The organism is Negativicoccus succinicivorans (assembly GCF_014207605.1).
Classification (GTDB): Bacteria; Bacillota; Negativicutes; order Veillonellales; family Negativicoccaceae; genus Negativicoccus; species Negativicoccus succinicivorans.
Genome location: NZ_JACHHI010000004.1, coordinates 25,964 through 49,789 on the forward strand (window position 1 = coordinate 25,964; position 23,826 = coordinate 49,789).

Consider the following 23,826-nt stretch of genomic DNA (forward strand, 5'->3'; position numbering starts at 1 on the left):
TTAAGACGGTTCCTTCAAAGACGCGGTATTGAGCCGCAAATAGACTAGGTAAATAGATGGGAGCTCTCTATAGATAAGCGGCAGTTAGCATCTACGATTTGGGAATCCGCCAATCAGATGCGGTTCAAGTCCAAAATAGAAGGGCATGGATATAAAGACTTTCTTTTAGGTTTTATTTTTTACAAGTATCTGTCGGAGAACGAAGAAAAGTGTTTAAAGACGAAAAAATTTCGAAAGTATCAATGAATCCCATTAAGAATGTTTTGAAAACGGCTTTTCAACAGATACGGAAAATCTGTCTCAAATGGTATTGGTATATATTGGGAGCTGTGTTGTTTGCTTTCGTGGTTAATTTTTTTGGTGGCATTGTTTATGGAATTGTAAACAAAGACATCGTGGAAGAACGTACATATTATTTAGAGCAGAGGACCATAGGCTTAGCAGAGCCTTTTCATGGTCGGGCGACGTATTTTGGGCATGTTAATAAACTTCCCGCATTGTTTTTGACTGTATGTTTTGATGATGCTGATGAATTGTTTTTATTTGATTCTTTTCTGTCCGATTTACAAGAACAAGGATGGACTGTTTATTCTTGCAATGAGCGTTTGAGAACCGCAAGATTGTACAATGAAGAGTTTATTATCGATATTGACCATGTAGAAAACAAAAAACAGGTAATTATATCTATCGTTTATAATGATATTTGGACAAGAATGAAATGGTTGGAATATCTTTTTGTGCCTGGATATTAGGAAATGTTGTCCTAAGCAGCACAGCGTATATCTAGAAAGAAGTTTTTTGAGGTAGGTTGATATGGTGATTATTGACGGTGGAAAACTTCTTGTGACAACAGCGATAGTATGTTTAGTGGTTATGTTTTTTAAAGAATGGAGAAAAACAAAACAATGTGAAGAGGCGGTAATATGGTGGCGTTTAGGAGGAGGATCTTTTTTAATAGCAATGACGTTGGTGTTGTTTATTGAAAAGCCTACCTCTTTATCAGTCTTCATCATAACTTTTATTTTTGGATTTAGTTCTTGTGCAACGGGGTATGCAGCGCTGAAGGGATATCCTAATAGGTTTTTTAAAGGCAAGACAAAGGATGTTATGGGCTGGGTTTTAATACTAAACGGGATTTTTATAATTTTGTTAGTAAGTGCGATTTTTATTGTACGGTAAGTTTTAACTACTTGCCGCACGAGACATCGGACTCACCACGGGACAAAACGTCGCCGACACGCACTACTACTGGCGACACAAGAACCGATCGGTAATAATGTATTTATTTATTACTTCCGATCTTTCCACAAAACAAGTTACGGAAAATTTAACGCAAAAAAGTGGTGGAATATTTATCAATGATACCAAAGATCATGAGTATGCAATTAACGGAGCGCAAGTGATTGTAACCAGCCAAATTGTGGAGCGTGACGGACAGGAAAAATATTCATTTCTAATCACTTTTATGGATCTGATAGACTACAATAAAAACGTAGATGGAATGAATAAGGTAGGAGCTGTCTTAGGTGTGGAACCGATTGCTTGGAAAGTATCTATTCCGATTGAAACAACAAAAGAGAAATTGAAATTTGCCGGAACATTGAGGCCGTAGGATTTGATTATGATTACGATGAATAGAGTTATACGAATATTGCTGATAGCGGTTTCATTTGTGTTGATAGTGTATGTGTCATCTTGGTTGGACATACAAACTCCGCATGGCGGGATGAGCAATGAAGAAAATTTCATAATTATGCTTGCAATAGGATTAGGGTGGTTAGCGGCATTTCACTTTTTGGCATTTTCCAAAACACGGGGAAATAGAAAATATCGGCTTTATTCTTCTGTTTTTCTCTGGCTAATTATCATGATTGCATATTGGATAGTTATAACGATACAGTCTTCGTGGCTTTTGTTTATGCACGGACTGGCAATAGTATCGGCAATAATGTATTTATTTCTCATCTCTGAATACGAACGTTTTTGGCAAATTCATGAATTAAGCAATTGGGAACATGCATTTATCGCAAATTTATGTTTCTTTGGCTTCTTTTTATTAGTATCCGCATGGTGGGGCGGAATACTGGAGCCGTATGTAAAACATTTCTTTGAGAAAAGGATATTAAAAAAGCAAAAACAAAGAACTTTGACAGACGCTGATCGAGATAATAACTGAGACATGTACTATAACCCCGCATGCTGACGAAGCTCATACCGATGCGTAAATAAAAAGACCCTAGATTGATTTCTAAGGTCTTTTTTATGCGCGCAAACTCCGCGGAAAATATAAATCGGCATGCGAATGTATTTATTTTCCCCCAAAAATTCTCCCCATATTGTATGATGGGGTAAATAGCACTATCAAATAAGGATGTCGCCGGCGGCACAAACGCTACGGCTTTTGCGCATGGTGGTTTCCCCTTCCGAAGTGAAAATATTTTGAAAGAAGATTATCGAAAATATCACGGAACCGGCTTGGTTTCGAGGATAGGAGAGTGATTGGTATGAGATTACTTACTCGCAGTGTAATTAAGCGGATATGCTTAGGCCTCATTGTCATACTCATGGGATTAGGCGTATGGAAATGCGTTCACATGTATCATGTAAGACAGTATAAATATAGTGGAACGATCATTGCTTATGATCCGACGGTAAGAGATCCATATTATCATTTTACATTTTTGAATCCGAATGATTTGGCGGATTATGTCAGAATAAAAATCAACAGGGGCGCATTGCTCACGGGACCGATATTCAATTATGACGGGGCACTAATTATGCTAACTAAAAATGACGAAAATGATTTATTTTTGGTTACGTGTAAAAATGCTGTGGAAAAACAGCAAATCAATATTGATGCATCCGACGACTTCGATTTGTACGAGACAGAAACAGGCTACTTAGTGTGGCAGTATGTTGACGATAAAACATCATCATTTTATTGGCTCAACAGGAAAGGAATCATAGAGAAACAGATAACTGTTAAAGATGACATTACTCGTGTGTTATCTGTAGATAATCACATTATTGGTTGGGTAAATAAAAAAAATGATGTGTTCTACACTTCCGGTGAAAAAATCCACATAGATGGATATACGGTAGGAGTTCTGAATGAGTCGCAATTTTTAGTCCGGCGAGAAGACGGCACCTATATTCTGGACAGAAAAGGACGAGTGGTTTCTAAATACAGTGACCATCCGTACTGGGTATCGACATCGGGAAAAGATATAAAGCTTCTTTGGATGTATCCGTGGGGCTCCGGTGGGTATCACCCGTTTTTTGATGACGAATGGACAATAAAAGACTGGATTCGTACGGATTATCGCCAGTGTTATGTTTCGTTTCTGCATAATTGGAAGTTAGACGATGTGGTTAATTTGCCGGTAAAGATTGAGGAAGAGCACCAGGATTATTATGCCTATCAAGATATTGAATACAACAGAGAGAATTTGGAAAAACTAAAAGAGTTAATTGAAAACGATAAAATGTGGAATGAGTAAACCGATATCCACCGCAAGAGGAAACATAAACATACAGGTGATTGTATAAATCAGATTACTATGCTTTTTCCATTTGAGTCCACAGGAAACAAAGTATCCTATGTTATTGATGGATGGAATCAGTGGTGGAATCAATTGAAGAATCAGTTCGGGAACGGGCGGTGATGCCAATGTATAGAACTAAATGTCGCAGAGCATTGTGGGATATATATGTGGTTGTTTCAAGCATAGTATGGGGAATATATGCGGTGCTGGCAAACTTAGTTTGGGCGGATTATGCATGTTATCTTGATCCTAAATATGGACCGATACAATATGTAGTTTTTCTGCTTTTCAGTGTATTGCATATATTGTTGGCGGGGTGGTATTTCGCTGAGAAGAAAATGAGTAAAGGGCGACCGATAGCATTGTGCTTTATGGCTTGTTTTTTCTTGTTATTCGGACTTGAGCTCTTTTCCGTTTCTCTCTATATGAAGATGATGTTAGCATGGTCAACGGCTCGGGTATTAGGATTGCTTTGTTTAACAGGTGTGATAATTTATTTATCAAGATTTTTGCCGAATGTGCTTTTGGAGTTTTGGGAGAAGCACACTTTTTGGGGGACTAAAATCTTTCTTTTAAGTGCTATTGAAGCAATTGTTTTGATATACTTTCAAACGCTTGTTGCGATCAATGAAACAGAAGGCGTTTTCGCATGGATTGTGTGTTCAGATGCTTTACCGAATATCGGAGTAATATTTTTGCTAGCCTGGTTTTGGGGAATTTTGATTCCAGATGTATATAGAGAAATAAACAAGTACTCTAAAACGGGAAATAGGAATACCGTTTTGCGTGATTACAGTAAGATATATTTTTCGCTATCATTGTTATTGTTACTGGGGGGTGTGCTCCAGGTAAATGTATTTGAATTACAGCCGAATCCGCTTTGGATCGGGCTTTTACCGGAAAAATGGTCAACAGTATGGAATAGTATTATTGCTGTTTGTTTGGATGAAAAGAGTCGGTACATTTTTATCGGAATGATTCCGATAGCGCTATTGTGGCTAAAAAAGCAAATAGAAAGAAAGGAATCGCCTAAAAAAGCAAGTAAAATAACGATGATGGCGGCATCATTTTTGCTAGCTTTATCGACACATATGTTTTTGGGCACATTGTTGTATACTGCGCTAGTATCAGAAGCTCGTGCTCGGAATTATCCCTTTTCGCCGGTAACGTGGTCTTACGGTGGTGCAAGTATTCCGGCGGTACTTGCTTATTTGTTCGTTTGGCTTATGTTGCTTTTGGTGAACTATTATTTTTGGAAAGAAACAGAAAAGCAAGGATTCATCAAAAATGTCTATGAGAAAATTACCAAGAGCAAGTAGTTATTGAGCCCAATTTTGAGCCCAATAACTCTATTGACTCTATAAATTTAGCAATAATAGGCCAAGTTTATCAAAGCAGAAATTCAGACAAAACGCTTATTTATGGCGCTTTGTGGTAAATTAATAAACTTAGAAAAAGCAACAAAACCATGATTTAAAACTCCGGAACCGGGTGCGCAGGTTCGATTCCTGCTAGGCGCACCATGAAAATGAAAGTCTCGTGATCGCGAGACTTTTTTTGTGTGTCAAAACGGGGTAGCGAATAATTTATCGGATGTGCTTATTACGCATGGAACATGCTCAGGAAATAATATAGAATTTTTTAGATATGATATAATAATTATATGAGAAATACGCATATACAGGGGGTACTATGAAGCATTTAAAAAGAACATACAGCGGTACGCCCGTTCCGTTCAAAGTCCACGCTCCGTTTCAGCCGATGGGCGATCAGCCGCAAGCGATCGCGGATTTGGCGCAGGGGATTCGTGACGGTCATTGGGCGCAGGTGCTGCTGGGAGCTACCGGCACCGGCAAGACGTATACGATGGCGAAAGTGATTGAAGAGGTGCAAAAACCGACCTTAATCATCGCGCCGAATAAAACGCTCGCGGCGCAGTTGGCGAGCGAGTTTCAAGCGTTTTTCCCCGATAATGAAGTGGCTTACTTTGTCAGTTACTACGATTACTACCAGCCGGAATCCTATATTCCGTCAACGGATACTTATATTGAAAAAGACGCGTCGATCAATGATGAGATCGATAAGTTGCGTCACTCGGCAACGATGAGTTTATTCGAGCGCCGTGACGTGATTATTGTCGCGTCGGTTTCCTGCATTTACGGCTTGGGCGATCCGGAGGATTATACGGAGATGGTGGCGTCCCTGCGTAAAGGTCAGGTGAAGCCGCAAGAGGAAATTCTGCGCAAGTTGGTGGATATTCAATACACACGCAATGATATGAATTTAGTCCGCGGCACGTTTCGCGTGCGCGGTGATACGATCGAAGTGTTTCCGGTCGGCGAGTCGGAGCAGATCATCCGCATCGAGATGTTCGGTGATGAGATTGATCGCTTGACGGAAATCGATACGCTCACGGGCGAAGTGATCGCCGAGCGTACGCATGTCGCGATTTATCCGGCGAGCCATTACGTCACGACCGGCGCGAAAATGGAGCGCGCGTTGCACTCCATCGAAGCGGAACTGGATGAACGATTGGCGGTATTGCAATCGGAAAATAAATTATTGGAAGCGCAACGTTTGGAGCAGCGCACCCGTTACGATTTGGAAATGATTCGGGAGATCGGATACTGCTCGGGCATCGAAAATTACTCGCGGCATCTCTCGGGCAGGGCGCCCGGTGAAGCGCCGTATACGCTGCTGGATTATTTCCCCGATGATTTTTTAATCATGGTCGACGAATCGCATGTCACGGTGCCGCAATTGCGCGGCATGTACGCCGGTGACCGTTCCCGTAAATTATCGTTGATCGACTACGGTTTTCGTCTGCCTTCGGCGGCGGACAACCGACCGTTGATGTTTGATGAGTTTGTCGAACGGATCAATCAGATCGTCTATATTTCGGCGACGCCCGGTCCGTATGAAATGTCGGTACAAACGAATATGGCCGAGCAGATTATTCGTCCCACGGGTCTGTTGGATCCGTCGGTGGAAGTGCGACCGATTCGCGGTCAGATGGATGATCTGTTGGGCGAAATCCGCGCGCGCGTGAAAGACAATGAGCGCGTGATGATTACCACGCTTACGAAAAAGATGGCGGAAGATTTGACGGATTTTCTCAAAGAAATGGATGTCAAAGTGCGCTACCTGCACAGTGATATCGCCACCATCGAAAGGGCGGAGATTATTCGCGATCTGCGCGCCGGTGTATTTGATGTGCTGGTCGGCATCAACCTGCTGCGCGAAGGATTGGATATGCCGGAAGTTTCTCTCGTCGCGATTTTGGACGCGGATAAGGAAGGCTTTTTGCGTTCCGATACCAGCTTGATCCAGACGATCGGGCGGGCGGCCCGTAACGCCAAGGGGCATGTCATTTTATACGCGGATCATGTCACGGACTCGATGGCGCGCGCGATGGAAGAAACAAAACGCCGCCGCGAAATACAAGAGGCGTATAATACGGAACACGATATTACACCGAAGACCATTATTAAAGAAGTGAAAGATTTAATTTCCCTGACTAAGGTGGCGGAAACGGATTGGCGCAAGGAATATGACGCCGATATGAGCGAAGCGACCGATGAAAGCCTGCATGCCCGCATTGTGGAGACGGAAAAGGCCATGCGCCAAGCGGCGAAAGATTTGGAGTTTGAGAAAGCGGCGCAATGCCGCGATGAACTCGGGCGTTTGCGCCAGGAATGGGCGGATCGGTTCGGTTCGCAGGCACGGGATAAGATGCGCGCGATGAAGAAAAAACCGCGTCGTCATCGCTGAATAAAGGAGCGCTATGAAAGAAGAAATGATCATTCGCGGGGCGCGTCAACATAATTTGCAAAATATTGATTTGCGTCTGCCGCGGGATAAATTTATTGTTTTCACAGGACTTTCCGGCAGCGGCAAGTCCTCCCTCGCGTTTGACACTATTTACGCGGAAGGCCAGCGCCGTTATGTGGAGTCTTTATCCGCGTATGCGCGGCAGTTTCTCGGGCAGATGGATAAGCCAGATGTCGATTATATCGCGGGACTTTCGCCGGCCATTTCGATCGATCAGAAAACGACCAGCCGCAACCCGCGTTCGACGGTCGGCACGGTGACTGAGATCTACGACTACTTGCGTCTTTTGTACGCGCGGGTAGGTCGACCGTTTTGCCCGCATTGCGGCAAGCCGATCACGCAACAGACGGTCGAACAGATTACGGATGCCATTTTAGCTTTACCGGAAGGCACGCGCTTTCTCTTACTGGCGCCGGTCGTTCGGGCGCAAAAAGGCACGCATAAAAAGACGCTGGAGCGCTTGCGTAAAGAAGGCTATGCGCGTGTACGCGTCGACGGTGAAGTGCGGAGTCTCGATGAAGAGATTGATTTGGAGAAAAATCGTAAACACGTCATCGAGGTGGTGGTCGATCGACTGATCGCGCGCGAAGGCTTGGCGCAGCGTTTGGCCGGCTCGCTCGAAACGGCGCTCGGTTTGGGGGAAGGCGTCGTGTACGCGCAGGTGGTGGACGGAGAGCAATATGTGTTCAGTCAGCATTTCGCCTGTCCGGATTGCGGGATCTCCTTGCCGGAACCGGAACCTCGGCTTTTTTCCTTTAATAATCCGATGGGAGCGTGTCCCGTTTGCACGGGTCTGGGCGCGAGCCTGGAACCGGATTTCAGTCTGATCGTACCGGATCCCGATTTGCCGTTCAAAGACGGCGCGGTGCAAGCGCTTTCCACGAACCGTAACTCATGGTTCATGGTGCAGCTCGTGCCGTTCCTGAAATCGTACGGTCTGACGTTGGATAATTCTTACAGTGATTTACCGGCGGAGGGCAAGCGCTATTTGCGCGACGGCACGTCCAAAAAATTCCGTTTCCGTTATGAAAATATGCGCGGCGAAGTCAAGAGCTATGATCGAGCGTTTGAAGGTGTCGTTCCCATGGTGAAACGTCGCCATCGCGACGCCTTCTCGGACAGTCAGCGGCAGGAAATGGAACGCTACATGACGGAGGTTCCCTGTACGGAATGTCAGGGCGCGCGCCTCAAACCGGAAGTGTTGGCGTTCAAGGTCGGCGGCTTGAACATTCATGAGCTGACCTGCCTTTCGATTGCGGAGATTCGCGATTTTTTGAACGAACTCGAACTGACGGAAAAAGAAATGATCATTGCCCACCAAATTGTGAAAGAACTCAATGCGCGCATCGGTTTCCTTTATGATGTGGGCTTGGGGTATTTGACGCTGGCCCGCTCATCGGGCACGCTGTCCGGCGGGGAGGCGCAGCGGATTCGTCTGGCGACGCAGATCGGCTCGGGTCTCGTCGGCGTGCTTTACATTTTGGACGAACCTTCGATCGGTCTGCACCAGCGCGATAATGATCGCTTGCTGGCGACCTTGAAAGGACTGCGCGATTTGGGCAACAGCCTGATCGTCGTCGAGCATGATGAAGATACCATCCGCGCGGCGGACCACATCGTCGATATCGGTCCGGGAGCCGGTGAATACGGCGGTCAAATTGTCGCGCAGGGGGATTTAAAAACCATTTTGCAAACGCCGCAATCGCTGACCGGACAATACCTCGCGGGTAAGCGTTACATTCCCGTACCGGCGCAACGCCGCAAAGGCAACGGCAAAAAACTTGTGGTCCGCGGCGCGAGTGAACACAACTTACAGAATATTGATGTGACGTTTCCCTTGGGCTGCCTTACGGTCGTGACCGGGGTATCCGGTTCGGGTAAAAGTACGCTGGTGAACGAGATTCTTTACAAAGGATTGGCCAACGGTCTGTATCGTAAATACCACCGTACCGGCACGTATAAAAGCATTACCGGCGCGAAAAATATCGACAAAATTATCGATATCAACCAGCAGCCGATCGGACGCACGCCGCGTTCCAATCCGGTGACGTATACCGGCGTTTTCACGCCGATTCGTGAATTGTACAGCCAAACGCCGGAAGCGAAGTTGCGCGGCTATAAGCCGGGGCGTTTCAGCTTCAATATGAGCGGCGGTCGGTGCGAGGCCTGCAAAGGCGACGGCATCATTAAAATTGAAATGCATTTCCTGCCCGACGTGTACGTGCCCTGCGAAGTCTGTCACGGCGCGCGCTATAATCGTGAAACGCTGGAAGTGAAATATAAAGGCAAAAATATTTCCGATGTGCTCAATATGACGGTGGATGAAGCGGTCGAATTTTTTGCCAATCATCCGGCCATTGTCCGAAAACTGCAAACGATTCAGGACGTGGGACTCGGGTACATTCGTCTCGGTCAGCCGGCGACCACGCTTTCCGGCGGGGAAGCGCAGCGTGTCAAATTGGCGACGGAGCTGGCGAAACGCAGTACCGGCAAGACGCTCTACCTTCTGGATGAACCGACCACCGGATTGCATGTGGCGGATATTCACAAACTGATGGATGTCTTGCAGAGAATTGTGGATGAAGGCGATACCGTGGTGATCATCGAGCACAATTTAGATGTGATCAAATGCGCCGATCATATTATTGACTTGGGACCGGAAGGCGGCTCGGGCGGCGGTACGATCGTGGCGACCGGCACGCCGGAAGAAGTGGCGGCCGTGCCGGAGTCATACACGGGTCATTATTTAGCGCCATTGCTGGAACGGGCGCAAAAACTCGGTCAGGTGGAGGATCGTCATGCGGCAAGTGAATGAGCGGATCCAAACCAAGCTCGACGCCTTGCCGACCACACCCGGGGTCTACCAGTGGAAAGATCGGTTCGGTAAAGTCATCTACGTCGGCAAAGCGGTGAATTTACGAAGCCGCGTGCGTTCCTACGTGCGGGAAGAAAGCAAGAACAGTCCCAAAGTGAATGCCATGATGAACCATGCCGAAGATGTCGACTTTATTCTGACCAAGACGGAACTCGAAGCGCTCATTCTCGAATGCAATTTGATTAAACGCTTGCATCCGAAATACAATATCCTACTGCGGGATGATAAAACGTATCCGTACATCAAAATCACGTTGCAGGAAGATTATCCGCGCGTCTTTATGACGCGGCGGCTGGTGCGTGACGGCGCGCGGTACCTGGGACCGTTTACCGACGTCGGCTCGGTGGCGCGGACATTGAAAACCTTGCGGCAGATTTACCCCTTGCGGACCTGTCGATCAATGAAAGTACGACGACCCTGCCTGCAATACCATTTGAAACGCTGCCAGGCGCCCTGCATGGGCTGGGTGGAACAAGCCGCGTACCATCAAATGGCGCAGGAAGTCTGCGATATTTTTGAAGGTAAAAATCGGCAGTGGCTGCACCGTTGGGAAGACAGCATGAAAGAGGCGGCCGCGGCGATGCGCTATGAGGAAGCGGCCCGTTACCGGGACCGTATCGCCGCTTTGAAGAGCGTGCAGGAACGGCAAAATATCGTGGCCGCCGCCGGCAACTTGGATATGATCGGCGTCGCCCGCACGGCGGATAAAGTGGGTGTCGTCATTTTACTTGTCCGCGCCGGCAAAGTGATCGGCAAAGAAAACTATATGGTCAGCGGCTCATACGGTGAAAGCGATGCGGAAGTATTGGCCGGATTTATCAAAAATTATTACACCGGCAGCGCGGACCGCGTGCCGAAAGAAGTGGCCGTGCCGTTTTTGCCGGCCGACGCCGAATTGCTCGGTGAATGGCTGACGGCGGAGCGGGGCTCGCAGGTGAAAATCGCCGTGCCGCAACGCGGTTTTCGACGCGGCTTGAAAGATATGGCGCAGGACAATGCCGCGAAGTACCTCGCGGATAAAGAACTGCAATGGCAGCACACGGTGGATAAGCAAAGCGGCGCCGTGCGCGATCTCGCGGAAATTTTGGATCTGCCCAATTTACCCGAACGCATTGAGTGTTTTGATATCAGTCATATTCAGGGCGCGGAGACCGTCGCCTCCATGAGTGTTTTGATCGACGGCAAACCGACCGGCAGCGAATATCGTAAATTCAAATTGAAAACCGTACAGGGCAAGCCGGATGATTTCGCCTCCATGCGTGAAATCATGGCGCGCCGTTACGGCAATCATCCCGATTGGCCGTTGCCGGATCTGATCGTTATTGACGGCGGTAAAGGACAGTTGCATGCGGCGTTGCCCGTTATTCGCGAGTGCGGCGTCCAAACACCGGTCATAGCTCTGGCGGAACGGATCGAAGAGATTTTTACCGAGTACAGCAACGAACCGATTGTGCTGGATCATCGGTTACCGGCGCTGCAGTTATTGCAGACGGTGCGTGATGAAGCCCATCGGTTCGCGATTACGTACCATCGTAAATTGCGCAGCAAACGAAATTTCCAATCCATCTTGGATCATATCGACGGCATCGGTCCGAAACGTCGTCAGGCGCTATGGCAGGCGTTTCCGAATTTGGACGCGATGCGCGCGGCCGATGTCGAAGCATTGGCGGCCGTGCCCGGCATGAATCGGAAAGCCGCCGAAGCCGTGCACGCGTTTTTGCGGGCGGAGAAACACGAAAAGCAGCAGCAACTGCAGACGAAAGAAGACAATCAAAAATGGGTATAAAAAAGAGCGGTGAGCACCGCTCTTTTTTGTCCGCTTTTACAACATTATGTTTGCGAAACGTATTCGGACAAAAATCGGGAGATGCCGATCCGCTGTCGGAAGCCGCGGTGGGAAATATAAAAACACGATAAAATGATACGCCTGTAAAAGTGTAAAAATATTAAAATGATTTATCGTGACGTTTTGAAGATGCGCAAGCATTGTAAATAAAGGACTTCTTAAAGGGAAAAGAAGAATTTGTGCGATTTATTTTCAATGCAGCTTACAAAAACTTTGTTTTTACAATTTATTTACAAATGCTGTGTAGTCTTTTGACAGTCTTCCGCTATTATGCAGTTATACCAATTCGTATCGATTCCAAAGGAGGAACGAAAAAGATGAAACAAGGCAAACGTTTGGGTTTGGCAGCAGTCAGTGTAGTAATGGCATTAGCAATTGCGGGTTGCGGTGGCGGTTCCGGCTCCAAATCCGGCGGCGACAAAGCGGCTTTTGATTTGGCCAAAGATATTCACGTTATTTCCCGTGAAGACGGTTCCGGTACGCGTGGCGCGTTCATTGAATTGTTGGGTATTGAAGTCAAAGAAAACGGTAAGAAAGTCGACCGTACTTTGAGCTCCGCGCAGATTACGAACAGCACCAACGTCATGATGACCAGCGTAGCGAATGACGCGTATGCGCTCGGCTACATTTCCCTCGGTTCGTTGAACGATACCGTAAAAGCCTTGAAAGTTGACGGCGTGGAAGCAACCCCGGCGAACGTTATGAACGGCCAATACAAATTGGCTCGTCCGTTCAACGTCGTCATCAACAAAGAAAAAGGTCTGACGCCGCAAGCGCAAGACTTCCTGAAATTTATCCACAGTAAAGAAGGCCAGAAGATCGTTACCGACAACGGCTACATCGCGGTGGATCAAGCTCCGGCGGCGTACACTCCGGCGAACCAGTCCGGCAAAATCGTATGCGCAGGTTCGTCTTCGGTAACTCCGGTCATGGAAAAACTGGCGGAAGCCTATCAGAAAGCCAACCCGAACCTGAAAGTCGAAGTTCAGCAGAGCGACTCGACGACCGGTGTTCAATCGGCGATCAGCGGCACGGCCGACCTCGGTATGGCATCGCGTGAATTGAAAGACAGCGAAAAAGGTAAAGTAGACGGTAACGTTATTGCCAAAGACGGTTTGGCAGTTGTGGTCAACAAAGCGAACAGCGTAGAAAACATTAAAGCGGATTCTGTTCGTGACGTTTACATTGGCAAAATTACGAAATGGCAGGATGCGAAATAACATCTGCCGGTAAGAAGCGGGAGTGAGCGGATGAATTCGCAGATAAGTGAAAAGTTGATGAGTTGGACGGTGCATGTGATGGCGGCAATGTCCATCATATGCGTCTTCCTCATCGGGCTCTTTATCTTTGCCAAAGGAATTCCGCCGATGTTTACCATCGGTTTGCGCGATTTCCTTTTGGGAACAAGTTGGCGCCCGACGGACGTACCGCCCACATACGGGATTTTCCCGATGATCATTGGCAGTATGCTGGTCACTCTCGGTGCGATTTTGATGGGCGGACCGGTTGCCTTGGCGGCAGCCGTCTGCCTTTCTTTTTTTGCACCGGAAAAGTGGCGGCGTGTCCTACGTTCGTTAGTTTTATTATTGGCCGGTATCCCTTCGATCGTCTACGGTTTCTTCGGGATGGTCGTCATGGTGCCGATGGTTCGCGAGTATTTAGGCGGCAACGGCAACAGCGTGTTTACGGCGGCGTTATTGCTTGCCATCATGATTTTACCGACGATTATTTCGGTCAGCGAATCAGCGCTTTCCACGGTACCGGACCGTTACTATGAAGGCGGCCGCGCGTTGGGTTTGACCCACGAACGCACCGTGGTCGGGATCATGGTGCCGGCGGCTTCCGGCGGTATCTTGGCGTCGTTTGTCTTGGGGATCGGCCGCGCAGTCGGTGAAACGATGGCCGTTATCATGGTCGCGGGTAACCAGGCGATTATTCCGTCGTCACTTTGGGACGGGACGCGTACTTTGACGGCCAATGTCGTTTTGGAAATGGGTTACGCGGCAGACATGCACAGGGAAGCGTTGATCGCGACCGGCGCGATTTTGTTTATTATGATTTTGCTGTTGAATACGCTGTTCCTGTTTTTACGTGAAAGGCTGGTTAAATCATGAGCCAACGTCGTGGGGAACCGCGCGGCGTCTATGAATGGATCGTACAGGTCGCCGTTTGGCTGGGCATTGCGCTCACGATGAGTGTTTTGGTGTACTTGCTGGTACACATCCTTTGGAACGGTATTCCGTTTGTGACCGCCGATCTGTTTGCTTATAAGTACAATACATCCAACGTTTCGCTCTTTCCGGCATTGATCACGACGATTTACCTGACCGTCGGTACATTGCTTTTGGCGATACCGCTGGGCGTAGGCACCGCCGTATATATGACGGAATACGCGCAACGCGACTCGTGGTTGGTAAAATGGGTTCGGATGGCCAGCGAAACGCTCGCCGGTATTCCTTCCATCGTGTACGGTTTATTCGGTTTTTTGTTTTTCGTTATTTTCTTGCAGCTGGGATACTCTTTGATTTCCGGTATTTTGACAATGACGATCCTCGTGCTTCCCTTTGTCATCAAGACAACGGAAGAAGCTCTTTTGACCGTACCGACCGGTTTGCGCGAAGGCAGCTACGGCTTGGGCGTAGGTAAACGGGACACCATTTTGAAAATTATTTTGCCGGTAGCCGGCCGCGGGATTGTCGCAGGCGTCATCTTGGCGATCGGCCGTATCGTCGGCGAAACGGTCGCATTGATGTACACGATCGGCACCGTACCGGAGATTCCGAGCAACCTGATGCACTCCGGACGAACGATGGCGATTCACATGTACGCGCTTTCCAGTGAAGGGATTCACACGGACAAAGCGTACGCCACCGGCGTTATCTTGATTGTAGTCGTAGTTTTGATGAACGAGATTTCCTCGCTCGTCATGAATAAATGGAGAAAATAGATGTCCGACTTGGCTTTTAAAGTGAACAACTTAAACCTCTATTATGGGGAAAAACAAGCGCTCTTTGATGTCAATATGGAGATTGAAGAACGCTCGATCACCGCGTTGATCGGACCGTCGGGTTGCGGCAAGTCGACATTCTTGCGCGTTCTTAACCGTATGAATGATTTGATTGAAGGCTGCCGGATCACCGGCGAAGTATTGTATCGCGGGCAAAATGTATTTGATGTGCACGATGTCAATCAACTGCGCAGGCAGATCGGGATGGTATTCCAAAAGCCGAACCCGTTCCCGATGAGCATTTATGATAACATCACGTTTGCGCTGAAATCGATGGGGATCAAAAAGAAATCGATTTTGGATGAAACGGTGGAACGCAGTTTGAAACAGGCTTCCATTTGGGAGGAAGTCAGCGACCGTCTGCATGAAAGCGCGCTCGCTCTTTCCGGCGGGCAACAGCAACGTATTTGCATCGCTCGCGCGATTGCGGTCGATCCCGAAGTCATTCTCATGGATGAACCGACGTCCGCGCTCGATCCGATTTCCACATTGAAAATCGAAAACCTGATTGAAGAATTGAAACAGCAATACACCATCGTCCTGGTTACGCACAATATGCAACAGGCGGCGCGTTGCTCAGACTCGACGGCGTTTTTCCTGTTGGGTGAAGTCATTGAAAAAGATGCGACGGATGTCATCTTTACGAACCCCAAGGAACAGCGCACGGAAGATTATGTAACCGGACGTTTCGGTTGAACGGAAAAACGTTCGACTTGGTATAATAAAAGCGAGGTATATTGTGGTCAGAATCCGATTAGAACGCGAACTCAACGAGTTGCGTAACGACATCATTACGGTCGGCAGCTGGACGGATGATGTGTTGCAAATGGCATCGACTATTTTCCAAGACGGCGACAGCGTTCCGTACAAGGAAGTCGATGAGGCCGTGCGTCGTATCGTTTCCGCCAAACGCAAGCTGGAGGAAAACTGTTTGCGGCTTTTGGCAAGCGAACAGCCGTTGGCGTCTGATTTCCGACTGGTGTCGGCGATCTTTAAAATGGCGTCCCATATTAAACGTATCGGGGAACTCGCCGGCGCGTTGGTGGAACTTGCCGACGAAAGTGAAATGCGTTCGGACCCGGCATGGGATATTTTGGAAGATATGCTTGCCGAAGGGCGCGACATGTTGCACAGCGCGTTGCGCTCGCTGGTCCGCTTTGATACGGACCTGGCGCAGAGCACGATTGATCGGGATGCCATTGTCGATCAGCTGTTTCGCAAGCTGCGCGAAGAAATCATTCAAGAATTGCGGGAAGGCGACTCGCCGGACCCCTTGCTGCCCGATGCATTGTTGATGGGAAAATTCTTGGAGAAGATCGGCGACCACGCCGCGTCCTCCGCGGAATGGGTTTTATTTGCCATCGGTGATCGGCGGGAGTGAAAATCTATGGCCTTAATTTATTGTGTAGAAGACGATGAAAATATTCGTGACCTCATGGTGTATGCGCTGGAGAGCCAGCAGTATGAAGTCGGCAAATTCGAGTCGGGCGAAGAATTGTTTGCGGCGCTGGAAGAAAAAGTACCGGATCTGGTATTGCTCGATATTATGTTGCCCGGCGACGACGGCTTAACTATTTTGCGCAAATTACGGAGCCATGCGGCGTACGATGGCGTCATGGTGATTTTAGTGACGGCCAAGAGCGCGGAATATGATGTCATCACAGGTCTCGATATCGGCGCGGACGATTACATTCGCAAACCGTTCGGGATTATGGAAATGATTTCCCGCGTGCGCGCCGTATTACGACGCCAGGGCTACCGCGCATTCGCGGGAGATGTGTATGAATGCGGACCGATTCGCTTGGATCGTAAACGCTACCGCGTGCAGGTGGACGGCGAAGACGTGACGCTCACGGCCAAGGAATTTGAATTGCTCGCGTACCTGTTGCTGAATAAAGAAATCGTTCTTTCCCGCGAACAGATTATGGAACACGTTTGGGAAATTACGCATTTCATTGAAAGTCGTACGGTCGACATGCATATTATGAGCTTGCGCCAAAAACTTGGCGACGCGGGAAGCATGATTCAAACGATACGCGGTGTCGGCTACAAACTGGGTGAAGAACGATGAAAAAAAGCATCTACTCCGCGTTGGTAAGCATCAGCATCGTAGCGGTGCTGTTGACTTTACTGGCAAGCATGTGGTTCTACTATTCCGGCGTCCGTAAAGAAGCGGAAATGCATCTCCAACAGGTTACGACCGTATTGGCGGACGGCATGCGCAATCAACCGGTACCGGTCGACTGGCTGGCGGCATCGGTGGCCGGTATTGACGGCATGACGCGCGTAACTTGGATCGATGCGTCCGGCAAAGTACGTTTTGAATCGGCTTACAACGCGGACCAAATGGAAAATCATCTGGAACGCGAAGAAGTCAAGGCAGCCTTGGCCCACGGCGAAGGCGCGAGCCGCCGGGAATCCGGTACGTTGGCGCGGGAAACTTCGTACTATGCGCTGCGCTTGGACGACGGCTCCATCCTGCGTACAGCGGTGGATCGCGGCAGCTTATTGGCGATTATGCAACGCGCGTTACCGGGCGTTTTAGGTGTACTGGCGGTCATCCTGATCGCTTGCTTCTTCCTGGCCGGTTACTTGACGCGGCATCTTTTGCAACCTTTGCGTCAGGCGGGGGAAGCGGTCGATGCGATGATCTCTGGGCAACCGGTGCCTTATATGCTCGGCGTGCCGGAACTCGATCCCATCTTAGCGAGAACACGTGCGCAGCAGGAAAACATTTCGCATTATATTGATGAAATTAATGACGAGCGTAGCCGCACCCGTCACATGATGGATACGCTTACGGAAGGCGTCATTTTGCTGGATCGCGGACAATCCATCTTGGACTACAACAATGTCACGGCCAAGATCTTCCAATTAACAAGCGATGTGCACGGCCAAAGCGCGGCCGCGTTGGATCAGAGCTCCGCGTGGCTGACCTGCATTCAGGACGCCATGAAAACCGGCGAATCGTCCACCGAGCTTACTTTGTGCGAGCGGATCTATCGCGTGCGCGCCCGCCGCACGGAAAGCAGTAATGATGACTTTACCGTATTGCTGGTCGTTCGCGATGTGACGGAAACCGCCTTGGCGGAACAACGTCGTCGCGAATTTTCGGCGAATGTTTCGCATGAATTGAATACGCCGCTCACTTCGATTCGCGGCTACGCCGAACTGCTTTTGAACGGCATGTATCATAATGCCGACGAAGTGAAGAACTTTGCGCGGCGGATGATTCAGGAATCAAATCGTCTGCTGGGACTCATTCAAAACATCATGCGTCTGTCACGCATTGAAGAGGCGAATGAACCGTATCAATGGCAAAATGTGTCGCTTCACTACATTGCCGAGCAAGTGACCGATCTTTTGGAAATGCAGTCCGAGAAAAAGAACATTCGGATGCAGCTGCACGGTGATCGGGGCTACGTTTTCGGCGACGCCCGTCTGCTCTTTGAGCTCGTCTTGAATTTGGCGGATAACGCGGTCAAATATAATCGCGAAGGCGGCAGCGTGGATGTGACCATCCGAGACGGCGAAGACGACGTTACATTGACGGTAAAAGATACCGGTGTCGGTATTCCCATTGAACAACAGAACTATATTTTTGAACGTTTTTATCGCGTGGAACAAAGTCGCTCGAAAGAGACCGGCGGTTCCGGTTTGGGCTTGGCGATTGTCAAACATATCGTCGCCTTGCACCATGGCGAATTGGCCTTGACGAGTCAGCCGAAGGAGGGCACCGCGATTACGGTAACCTTACCGAAAAAGCAACCCGACGCGGCGGAAACCGGAAAAACGCAAAGCGCTGACGATGTGACGAACGACGGCGACGTTTCCCACGTCGTAACGAAATAAAAAAACAGCCGCCTTACTAAGACGGCTGTTTTTTTGCGCCGAAATGCATCGTCTGGAAACAAGCGCGCAGGACCCGCTTTACTCCGCTCAAAATGCATCGCATGCGGACAAGTGTGCTATAATAATAGGCAATTTGAAGGAAGCGAGGGATAGTCATGACGATAAGTGTAGCAGCACCGCAAGCCTATGGGAAAAAGGCGAATGATGTGATTTTCGGCGCCAATGATGCGGCGGTCAAAGCGGCGCAGAAATATGGTAAAGAAAAAGTAACCAACGCGACCATCGGCGCGATTTTGGACGAGAATGAAGATTAGGCAATTTGAAGGAAGCGAGGGATAGTCATGACGATAAGTGTAGCAGCACCGCAAGCCTATGGGAAAAAGGCGAATGATGTGATTTTCGGCGCCAATGATGCGGCGGTCAAAGCGGCGCAGAAATATGGTGAAGAAAAAGTAACCAACGCGACCATCGGCGCGATTTTGGACGAGAATGAAGAGTTGGTGTGCCTGCCGACGGTAGAGAAAGTATACCGCGGCCTTTCGATGCGTGACGTGATTCAGTACGCGCCGATCGCGGGTCTGCCGGATTTCCTTACCGAAGTGCAGAACCGTTGCTTCGGCGCGTACCGACCCGCGGCGGAGATCGCGGCGGTGGCCACGGCCGGCGGCACCGGCGGCATTCACAACACCATTCATAATTACACCGAGTGGGGCGATGAAGTGTTGACCAGCGACTGGTACTGGGGCGCGTACAGCGTGCTTTGCAATGACAACGGTCGCAAACTTCGCACCTTCCGCCTGTTTACCGATGATCTGCAATGGAATCAGGACGATTTCGCGCAGCATGTGGAAGCGATCGCGGCGCGTCAGGATCAGGTGCTCGTGATTTTGAACACGCCGGCGCATAATCCGACTGGTTACAGCCTTTCCGACGAAGACTGGCAGCAGGCGTTGGGAACGCTGAAAGAAGTCGCGGCGCGTCCGGAGAAACATGTGATCCTCCTCGTCGATGTGTCGTACCTGGATTTTGCGGGCGATGAAGAAACGTCGCGGAGCTTTTTCCGTCATTTCGAGAATTTGCCGGAAAATTTGCTCGTAGTCGTTTGCTACAGCATGTCCAAAGGATTTACCATGTACGGACAGCGTATCGGCGCGATGATCGGCATCACGTCTTCGCCGCAAATCGCGCAGGAATTTAAAGACATCAATCAATATACCGGTCGGGCGACCTGGTCGAATATCAATCGGGCCGGCATGAAAACGCTGGTTACCATCAGTCAGGACGCGAAACTTTTAGAACAGTTCCAAGCGGAACAGGCGGAATACTTCGCGCTTATCCGTGATCGCGCCGCGCTCTTCATGCAGGAAGCGGCGGAGGTGGAACTGCCGGTTTTACCGTATCGCGCCGGCTTTTTCCTGAGCGTGCCGAGCCGTGATTCGAAAGCGGTGTGCGCGCTGATGAACCGGGATAATATTTTCCCCGTACCGTTGAAAGCCGGTGTGCGTTTGGCGGTGTGCGCGGTCACCAAAGCGAAGATGCCGGGCATTGCGACCAAACTCAAAGCGGCCTGGGAGCAAGTCGAACACGCGTAAAAAGTTCCGCTTCGGCGGAACTTTTTCTTTGCCCTGGAACTTGTTTCCGAAGTTGTTTTTCGTTATACTTAATAAATAGGCTAATTTGTTAATTATTAAAATTTACAACGCAAGGAGTCCGGATGAGTTTACAACAGACAATCGCCAAAAAAGTGACCTACTCGGGGATCGGTTTGCACTCTGGGCAACCGGTGCGGCTTTCGTTTGTTCCCGCGCCGGCGGATAGCGGGATTCGGTTTCGCCGCACGGACATCTCGGAAAATGATACGGTCGCCGCGCAGATTCGTTATGTGACGAATACGATGCGGGCGACGACACTCGAAAACGGAGCGGTCATGGTGACTACCGTCGAGCATGTCCTGAGCGCGATTCGGGCGCTGGAGATCGATAATATCATCGTGGAACTGGACTCGGTAGAACCGCCGGTCGGCGACGGCAGCGCGGCGGTATTCGTGGGCCTGTTGGATGAAGCGGGTATTGTGACGCAGGACGCGGAACGCCGCTATTTACCCGTGACAAAAAGTGTCGGCGTGTACGATACGCCGAATGATCGATTTATTGTCGCGTTGCCGTATGACGGTTTTCGCGTTACCTTCCTGGCCGAAAAAGAAGACCATCCGTTACTGCGGCTGCAGGCGATGGATATTGAAATCACGACGGAAAATTACCGTAACAGCATTATGCGGGCGCGCACGATCGGTTTTACGGAAGAGCTGGAGCAACTGCGTAAGATGGGGCTGGGACGCGGCGGGACGCTGGAAAACGCCGTGGTGTATTCGCCGACGGAAGTGCTTTCCGAATTGCGGTATCCGGATGAAGTAGTGCGCCACAAGATTCTCGATGTGATCGGTGATCTGGCCTTGGCGGGGCCGTTGAAAGCGCATATCATTGCGCGCAAGTCCGGTCATCAACTGAATACGGAGCTGGCTCGCCGTTTGGTCGAGTCGGTCGCAAAGGAGGATCCGGTATGAAACTTGAAGTTACTGAAATTATGGAAATTTTGCCGCATCGTTACCCCATGTTGCTGGTGGATCGTATGTTAGAATTGGAACCGATGAAACGCGCCGTCGGCATCAAAAATGTGACCATGAACGATCCGTATTTTCAAGGACATTTTCCCGGAAATCCGATTATGCCGGGCGTGCTTTTATGTGAAGCCATGGCGCAAGTCGCCGGCGTAGCTCTGTTATATCCGGAAGAGCATCGCGGCATGACGCCGATGTTCACCGGGATGGATAAAGTTCGCTTTCGTTTGTCGGTGCGGCCGGGAGATACCTTCCGCAGCGAAATCGAAATATTGAAAATCAAAGGAAATGTAGGAAAAATCGCCTGCCGCGGATATGTGGGCGACGAGCTGGCGGTGCAAGGCGAATTCATGTTTTATCTTTCACCCAAGAAAGACGATCAAGCCGATCAAAAAGCATGAATTGAGTCAAAAAAGTGAGCAATTTATTGAATTCCCATTCTAGACATCGCTAATGGCACGAGAAAGCGTAAAATGGCAGTTATATATTTGTCCGGAATACGGATTATAAAATAAACGATAAAACTGAATTGATTCATACAGTTTACATAGCAAATAGCGGGAGAGATAGTATGGGATTACAACTTGTAGAAAAGCATGAACCGAATATTCACGAAACGGCGGTAGTCGATCCGAGCGCGGTTCTGCACAGTAACGTAGAAATCGGACCGTACGCCGTGATCGGCGCGGATACGGTGATCGGAGAAGGCACGCGTATTGATGCGCATGTCGTCATTCATCCGTACACCACGATCGGCAAATATTGCCACATTTACCCCGGCGCCTCGATCGGCAGCGATCCGCAGGATTTGAAATTCGAAGGGGAACGCAGCACGACCTCCATCGGCGATTATACGGACATTCGCGAATTCGTGACCGTCAGCCGCGCGACCGGTGAAGGACAGGAAACGCACGTCGGTTCGCATTGCCTTTTGCAGGCGTATACGCATGTCGCGCATAACTGCAATGTGGGTAACCATGTAGTGATCAGCAGCTTCGCAGGTCTGGCGGGCCATGTAGTCGTCGAAGACCGCGCTGTCATCGGCGGTATGGCCGGTGTTCATCAGTTTGTGAAAATCGGTCGTAACTGCATGATCGGCGCTATGACCAAAGTAGTTCAGGATGTGCCGCCGTTCGTGATCGCGGACGGTAATCCGGCGCGCGTTGTCGGACTGAACAGTGTCGGCATGGCGCGTAGCGGTATTTCCGCCGACGTCAAACGCGACTTGAAACGCGCGTACCGACTTTTATATCGTTCCAATCTGCGCCTTTCGGAAGCGATTTCTGAAATGGAACACGAATTGGACGCGTCCGAAGAAGTGGAACACATGTTACGCTTCCTGCGTAATTGCGAGCGCGGTATTTGCCGTGTGCGCCGCGAATAGAAAAAGTAACGCCCGCGACCGCGGGCGTTTTTTATTTGTCGAATAAACGGCGGCGAAAGATAGAGGATGAGTCTGCGCCACTGCCGCATGATAATGCGGATTTACTCATGACGGGGCGCGTGTGGCATGTACTCAAAAAGGAAAAAGCGTAACCGTGCCGAATATGAAGCATGAGGAATAGAAGAAAAGTTGCGCGGTAGGACAGGTCAAGATGGTTAAAAATGGAAGTAGTAAGGGGAGTGAGGTAAATGAAGAAAGAAGTTGAAGAGGCGATAAAATTATATGATGAGACTTTGAGGACACATCCCCAACCATTCCATTACTAATGGACATACCAGATGATGAAGTGATAGAAATGATAAACAAATGTGTTGCAGAGGGTAAAGACGTGTACGAAATGGGCTATTTATCGTTAGACGTTTATTATTAATGGTTTCAAGAGGCTTTTGATAAAGGGGTGATACTGTGGTGCGTGTAGTTAGTAGTGCGTGGCAAGAAAGCATTGAGCAAATGATACAAGCAAAACAGGAGTATCGTGAGAAGTTTGGGGCAGGGGCGCTGGATTATGTGATATTGGGAGAGCCGATCCCTGAGAAATTAACAGACTTGAGTGACGCGACGAAGAAACTGCGAGATGCTATTAGGACGGGCGTTCCGCTTGATAACACGCCACCGAATCCGGATATGCCGGAAATCATATACTAACTGACCACCGACGCAGATGTCGAGGCGGTTTTTCCTTGTGCAAATTGACAAGACGCTATGAATAGAACAAACGAAAGGGCATTTGCGTATGAAGAACTTGAGAAGGAATGAAAAGCTTATTTAGAACACGATGATCGCATGCGGTTGCCAAGGGATTATTATGC

Annotated in this window: 23 protein-coding genes; all 23 read left to right on the forward strand. The window is 49.1% G+C overall.

What is annotated here, in order from left to right; genetic code table 11:
• The first annotated feature begins 117 nt into the window (after positions 1 to 117).
• A complete protein-coding gene (locus tag HNR45_RS04870) occupies positions 118 to 246 on the forward strand; it encodes a type I restriction-modification system subunit M N-terminal domain-containing protein (protein WP_221417806.1) in 129 nt (42 codons plus the stop codon).
• Positions 210 to 752: a hypothetical protein gene (locus HNR45_RS04875; RefSeq protein WP_024048590.1), complete on the forward strand. Its 543-nt coding sequence runs from the start codon at positions 210 to 212 to the stop codon at positions 750 to 752. The genes HNR45_RS04870 and HNR45_RS04875 overlap by 37 nt, the downstream gene beginning before the upstream one ends.
• Positions 753 to 813: 61 nt before the next feature.
• Positions 814 to 1,179, forward strand: coding sequence for a hypothetical protein (locus HNR45_RS04880; RefSeq protein WP_024048591.1), 366 nt, complete (start codon positions 814 to 816; stop codon positions 1,177 to 1,179).
• A 97-nt stretch (positions 1,180 to 1,276) separates the two neighbouring features.
• Positions 1,277 to 1,612: a hypothetical protein gene (locus tag HNR45_RS04885; protein WP_024048592.1), complete on the forward strand. Its 336-nt coding sequence runs from the start codon at positions 1,277 to 1,279 to the stop codon at positions 1,610 to 1,612.
• 9 nt (positions 1,613 to 1,621) lie between these two features.
• Positions 1,622 to 2,176, forward strand: a complete 555-nt coding sequence (locus tag HNR45_RS04890) for a hypothetical protein (protein ID WP_024048593.1) — start codon at positions 1,622 to 1,624, stop codon at positions 2,174 to 2,176.
• A gap of 328 nt (positions 2,177 to 2,504) precedes the next feature.
• On the forward strand, positions 2,505 to 3,500 hold the full coding sequence (locus tag HNR45_RS04895; protein ID WP_159822365.1) for a hypothetical protein: 996 nt from the start codon (positions 2,505 to 2,507) through the stop codon (positions 3,498 to 3,500).
• A gap of 125 nt (positions 3,501 to 3,625) precedes the next feature.
• The gene (locus HNR45_RS04900; RefSeq protein WP_159822363.1) at positions 3,626 to 4,864 is read left to right on the forward strand and encodes a hypothetical protein; all 1,239 of its coding nucleotides are present in this window, start codon (positions 3,626 to 3,628) and stop codon (positions 4,862 to 4,864) included.
• 373 nt (positions 4,865 to 5,237) lie between these two features.
• Entirely contained in the window at positions 5,238 to 7,316 is a 2,079-nt protein-coding gene (gene uvrB / locus HNR45_RS04905) for an excinuclease ABC subunit UvrB (protein ID WP_159822361.1), read from the forward strand.
• A 13-nt stretch (positions 7,317 to 7,329) separates the two neighbouring features.
• A complete protein-coding gene (gene uvrA / locus HNR45_RS04910; protein WP_159822359.1) occupies positions 7,330 to 10,191 on the forward strand; it encodes an excinuclease ABC subunit UvrA in 2,862 nt (953 codons plus the stop codon).
• Positions 10,175 to 12,037 (forward strand): excinuclease ABC subunit UvrC, encoded by a 1,863-nt coding sequence (gene uvrC / locus HNR45_RS04915; protein ID WP_159822357.1) that lies wholly within the window; start codon positions 10,175 to 10,177, stop codon positions 12,035 to 12,037. The genes uvrA and uvrC overlap by 17 nt, the downstream gene beginning before the upstream one ends.
• Before the next feature lie 377 nt (positions 12,038 to 12,414).
• Complete coding sequence (locus HNR45_RS04920) at positions 12,415 to 13,317, forward strand: substrate-binding domain-containing protein (protein WP_159822355.1); 903 nt, start codon at positions 12,415 to 12,417, stop codon at positions 13,315 to 13,317.
• A 30-nt stretch (positions 13,318 to 13,347) separates the two neighbouring features.
• Positions 13,348 to 14,211 carry a phosphate ABC transporter permease subunit PstC gene (pstC, locus tag HNR45_RS04925; RefSeq protein ID WP_159822353.1) on the forward strand — a complete coding sequence of 288 codons (864 nt, stop codon included), beginning with the start codon at positions 13,348 to 13,350 and terminating at the stop codon, positions 14,209 to 14,211.
• Complete coding sequence (gene pstA / locus HNR45_RS04930) at positions 14,208 to 15,044, forward strand: phosphate ABC transporter permease PstA (protein WP_159822351.1); 837 nt, start codon at positions 14,208 to 14,210, stop codon at positions 15,042 to 15,044. Before pstC ends, pstA begins: the two co-directional genes overlap by 4 nt.
• Positions 15,045 to 15,800, forward strand: coding sequence for a phosphate ABC transporter ATP-binding protein PstB (pstB, locus tag HNR45_RS04935; protein ID WP_159822349.1), 756 nt, complete (start codon positions 15,045 to 15,047; stop codon positions 15,798 to 15,800).
• 43 nt (positions 15,801 to 15,843) lie between these two features.
• Complete coding sequence (locus tag HNR45_RS04940; protein WP_159822347.1) at positions 15,844 to 16,485, forward strand: phosphate signaling complex PhoU family protein; 642 nt, start codon at positions 15,844 to 15,846, stop codon at positions 16,483 to 16,485.
• Positions 16,486 to 16,491: 6 nt separating this feature from the next.
• Complete coding sequence (locus HNR45_RS04945) at positions 16,492 to 17,175, forward strand: response regulator transcription factor (protein WP_159822345.1); 684 nt, start codon at positions 16,492 to 16,494, stop codon at positions 17,173 to 17,175.
• On the forward strand, positions 17,172 to 18,956 hold the full coding sequence (locus HNR45_RS04950) for a sensor histidine kinase (RefSeq protein WP_159822343.1): 1,785 nt from the start codon (positions 17,172 to 17,174) through the stop codon (positions 18,954 to 18,956). The genes HNR45_RS04945 and HNR45_RS04950 overlap by 4 nt, the downstream gene beginning before the upstream one ends.
• A 155-nt stretch (positions 18,957 to 19,111) precedes the next feature.
• The gene (locus HNR45_RS04955) at positions 19,112 to 19,270 is read left to right on the forward strand and encodes a hypothetical protein (RefSeq protein ID WP_221417807.1); all 159 of its coding nucleotides are present in this window, start codon (positions 19,112 to 19,114) and stop codon (positions 19,268 to 19,270) included.
• A 27-nt stretch (positions 19,271 to 19,297) separates the two neighbouring features.
• Positions 19,298 to 20,548, forward strand: coding sequence for a pyridoxal phosphate-dependent aminotransferase (locus tag HNR45_RS04960; RefSeq protein ID WP_184327559.1), 1,251 nt, complete (start codon positions 19,298 to 19,300; stop codon positions 20,546 to 20,548).
• A gap of 122 nt (positions 20,549 to 20,670) precedes the next feature.
• Positions 20,671 to 21,519, forward strand: coding sequence for a UDP-3-O-acyl-N-acetylglucosamine deacetylase (gene lpxC / locus HNR45_RS04965; RefSeq protein WP_159822339.1), 849 nt, complete (start codon positions 20,671 to 20,673; stop codon positions 21,517 to 21,519).
• Positions 21,516 to 21,974 carry a 3-hydroxyacyl-ACP dehydratase FabZ gene (gene fabZ, locus HNR45_RS04970; protein ID WP_159822337.1) on the forward strand — a complete coding sequence of 153 codons (459 nt, stop codon included), beginning with the start codon at positions 21,516 to 21,518 and terminating at the stop codon, positions 21,972 to 21,974. The genes lpxC and fabZ overlap by 4 nt, the downstream gene beginning before the upstream one ends.
• 170 nt (positions 21,975 to 22,144) lie before the next feature.
• Positions 22,145 to 22,957 (forward strand): acyl-ACP--UDP-N-acetylglucosamine O-acyltransferase, encoded by an 813-nt coding sequence (lpxA, locus tag HNR45_RS04975; RefSeq protein WP_024047904.1) that lies wholly within the window; start codon positions 22,145 to 22,147, stop codon positions 22,955 to 22,957.
• Positions 22,958 to 23,467: 510 nt separating this feature from the next.
• Positions 23,468 to 23,662, forward strand: coding sequence for a hypothetical protein (locus HNR45_RS04980; RefSeq protein WP_159822335.1), 195 nt, complete (start codon positions 23,468 to 23,470; stop codon positions 23,660 to 23,662).
• Positions 23,663 to 23,826: the final 164 nt, after the last annotated feature.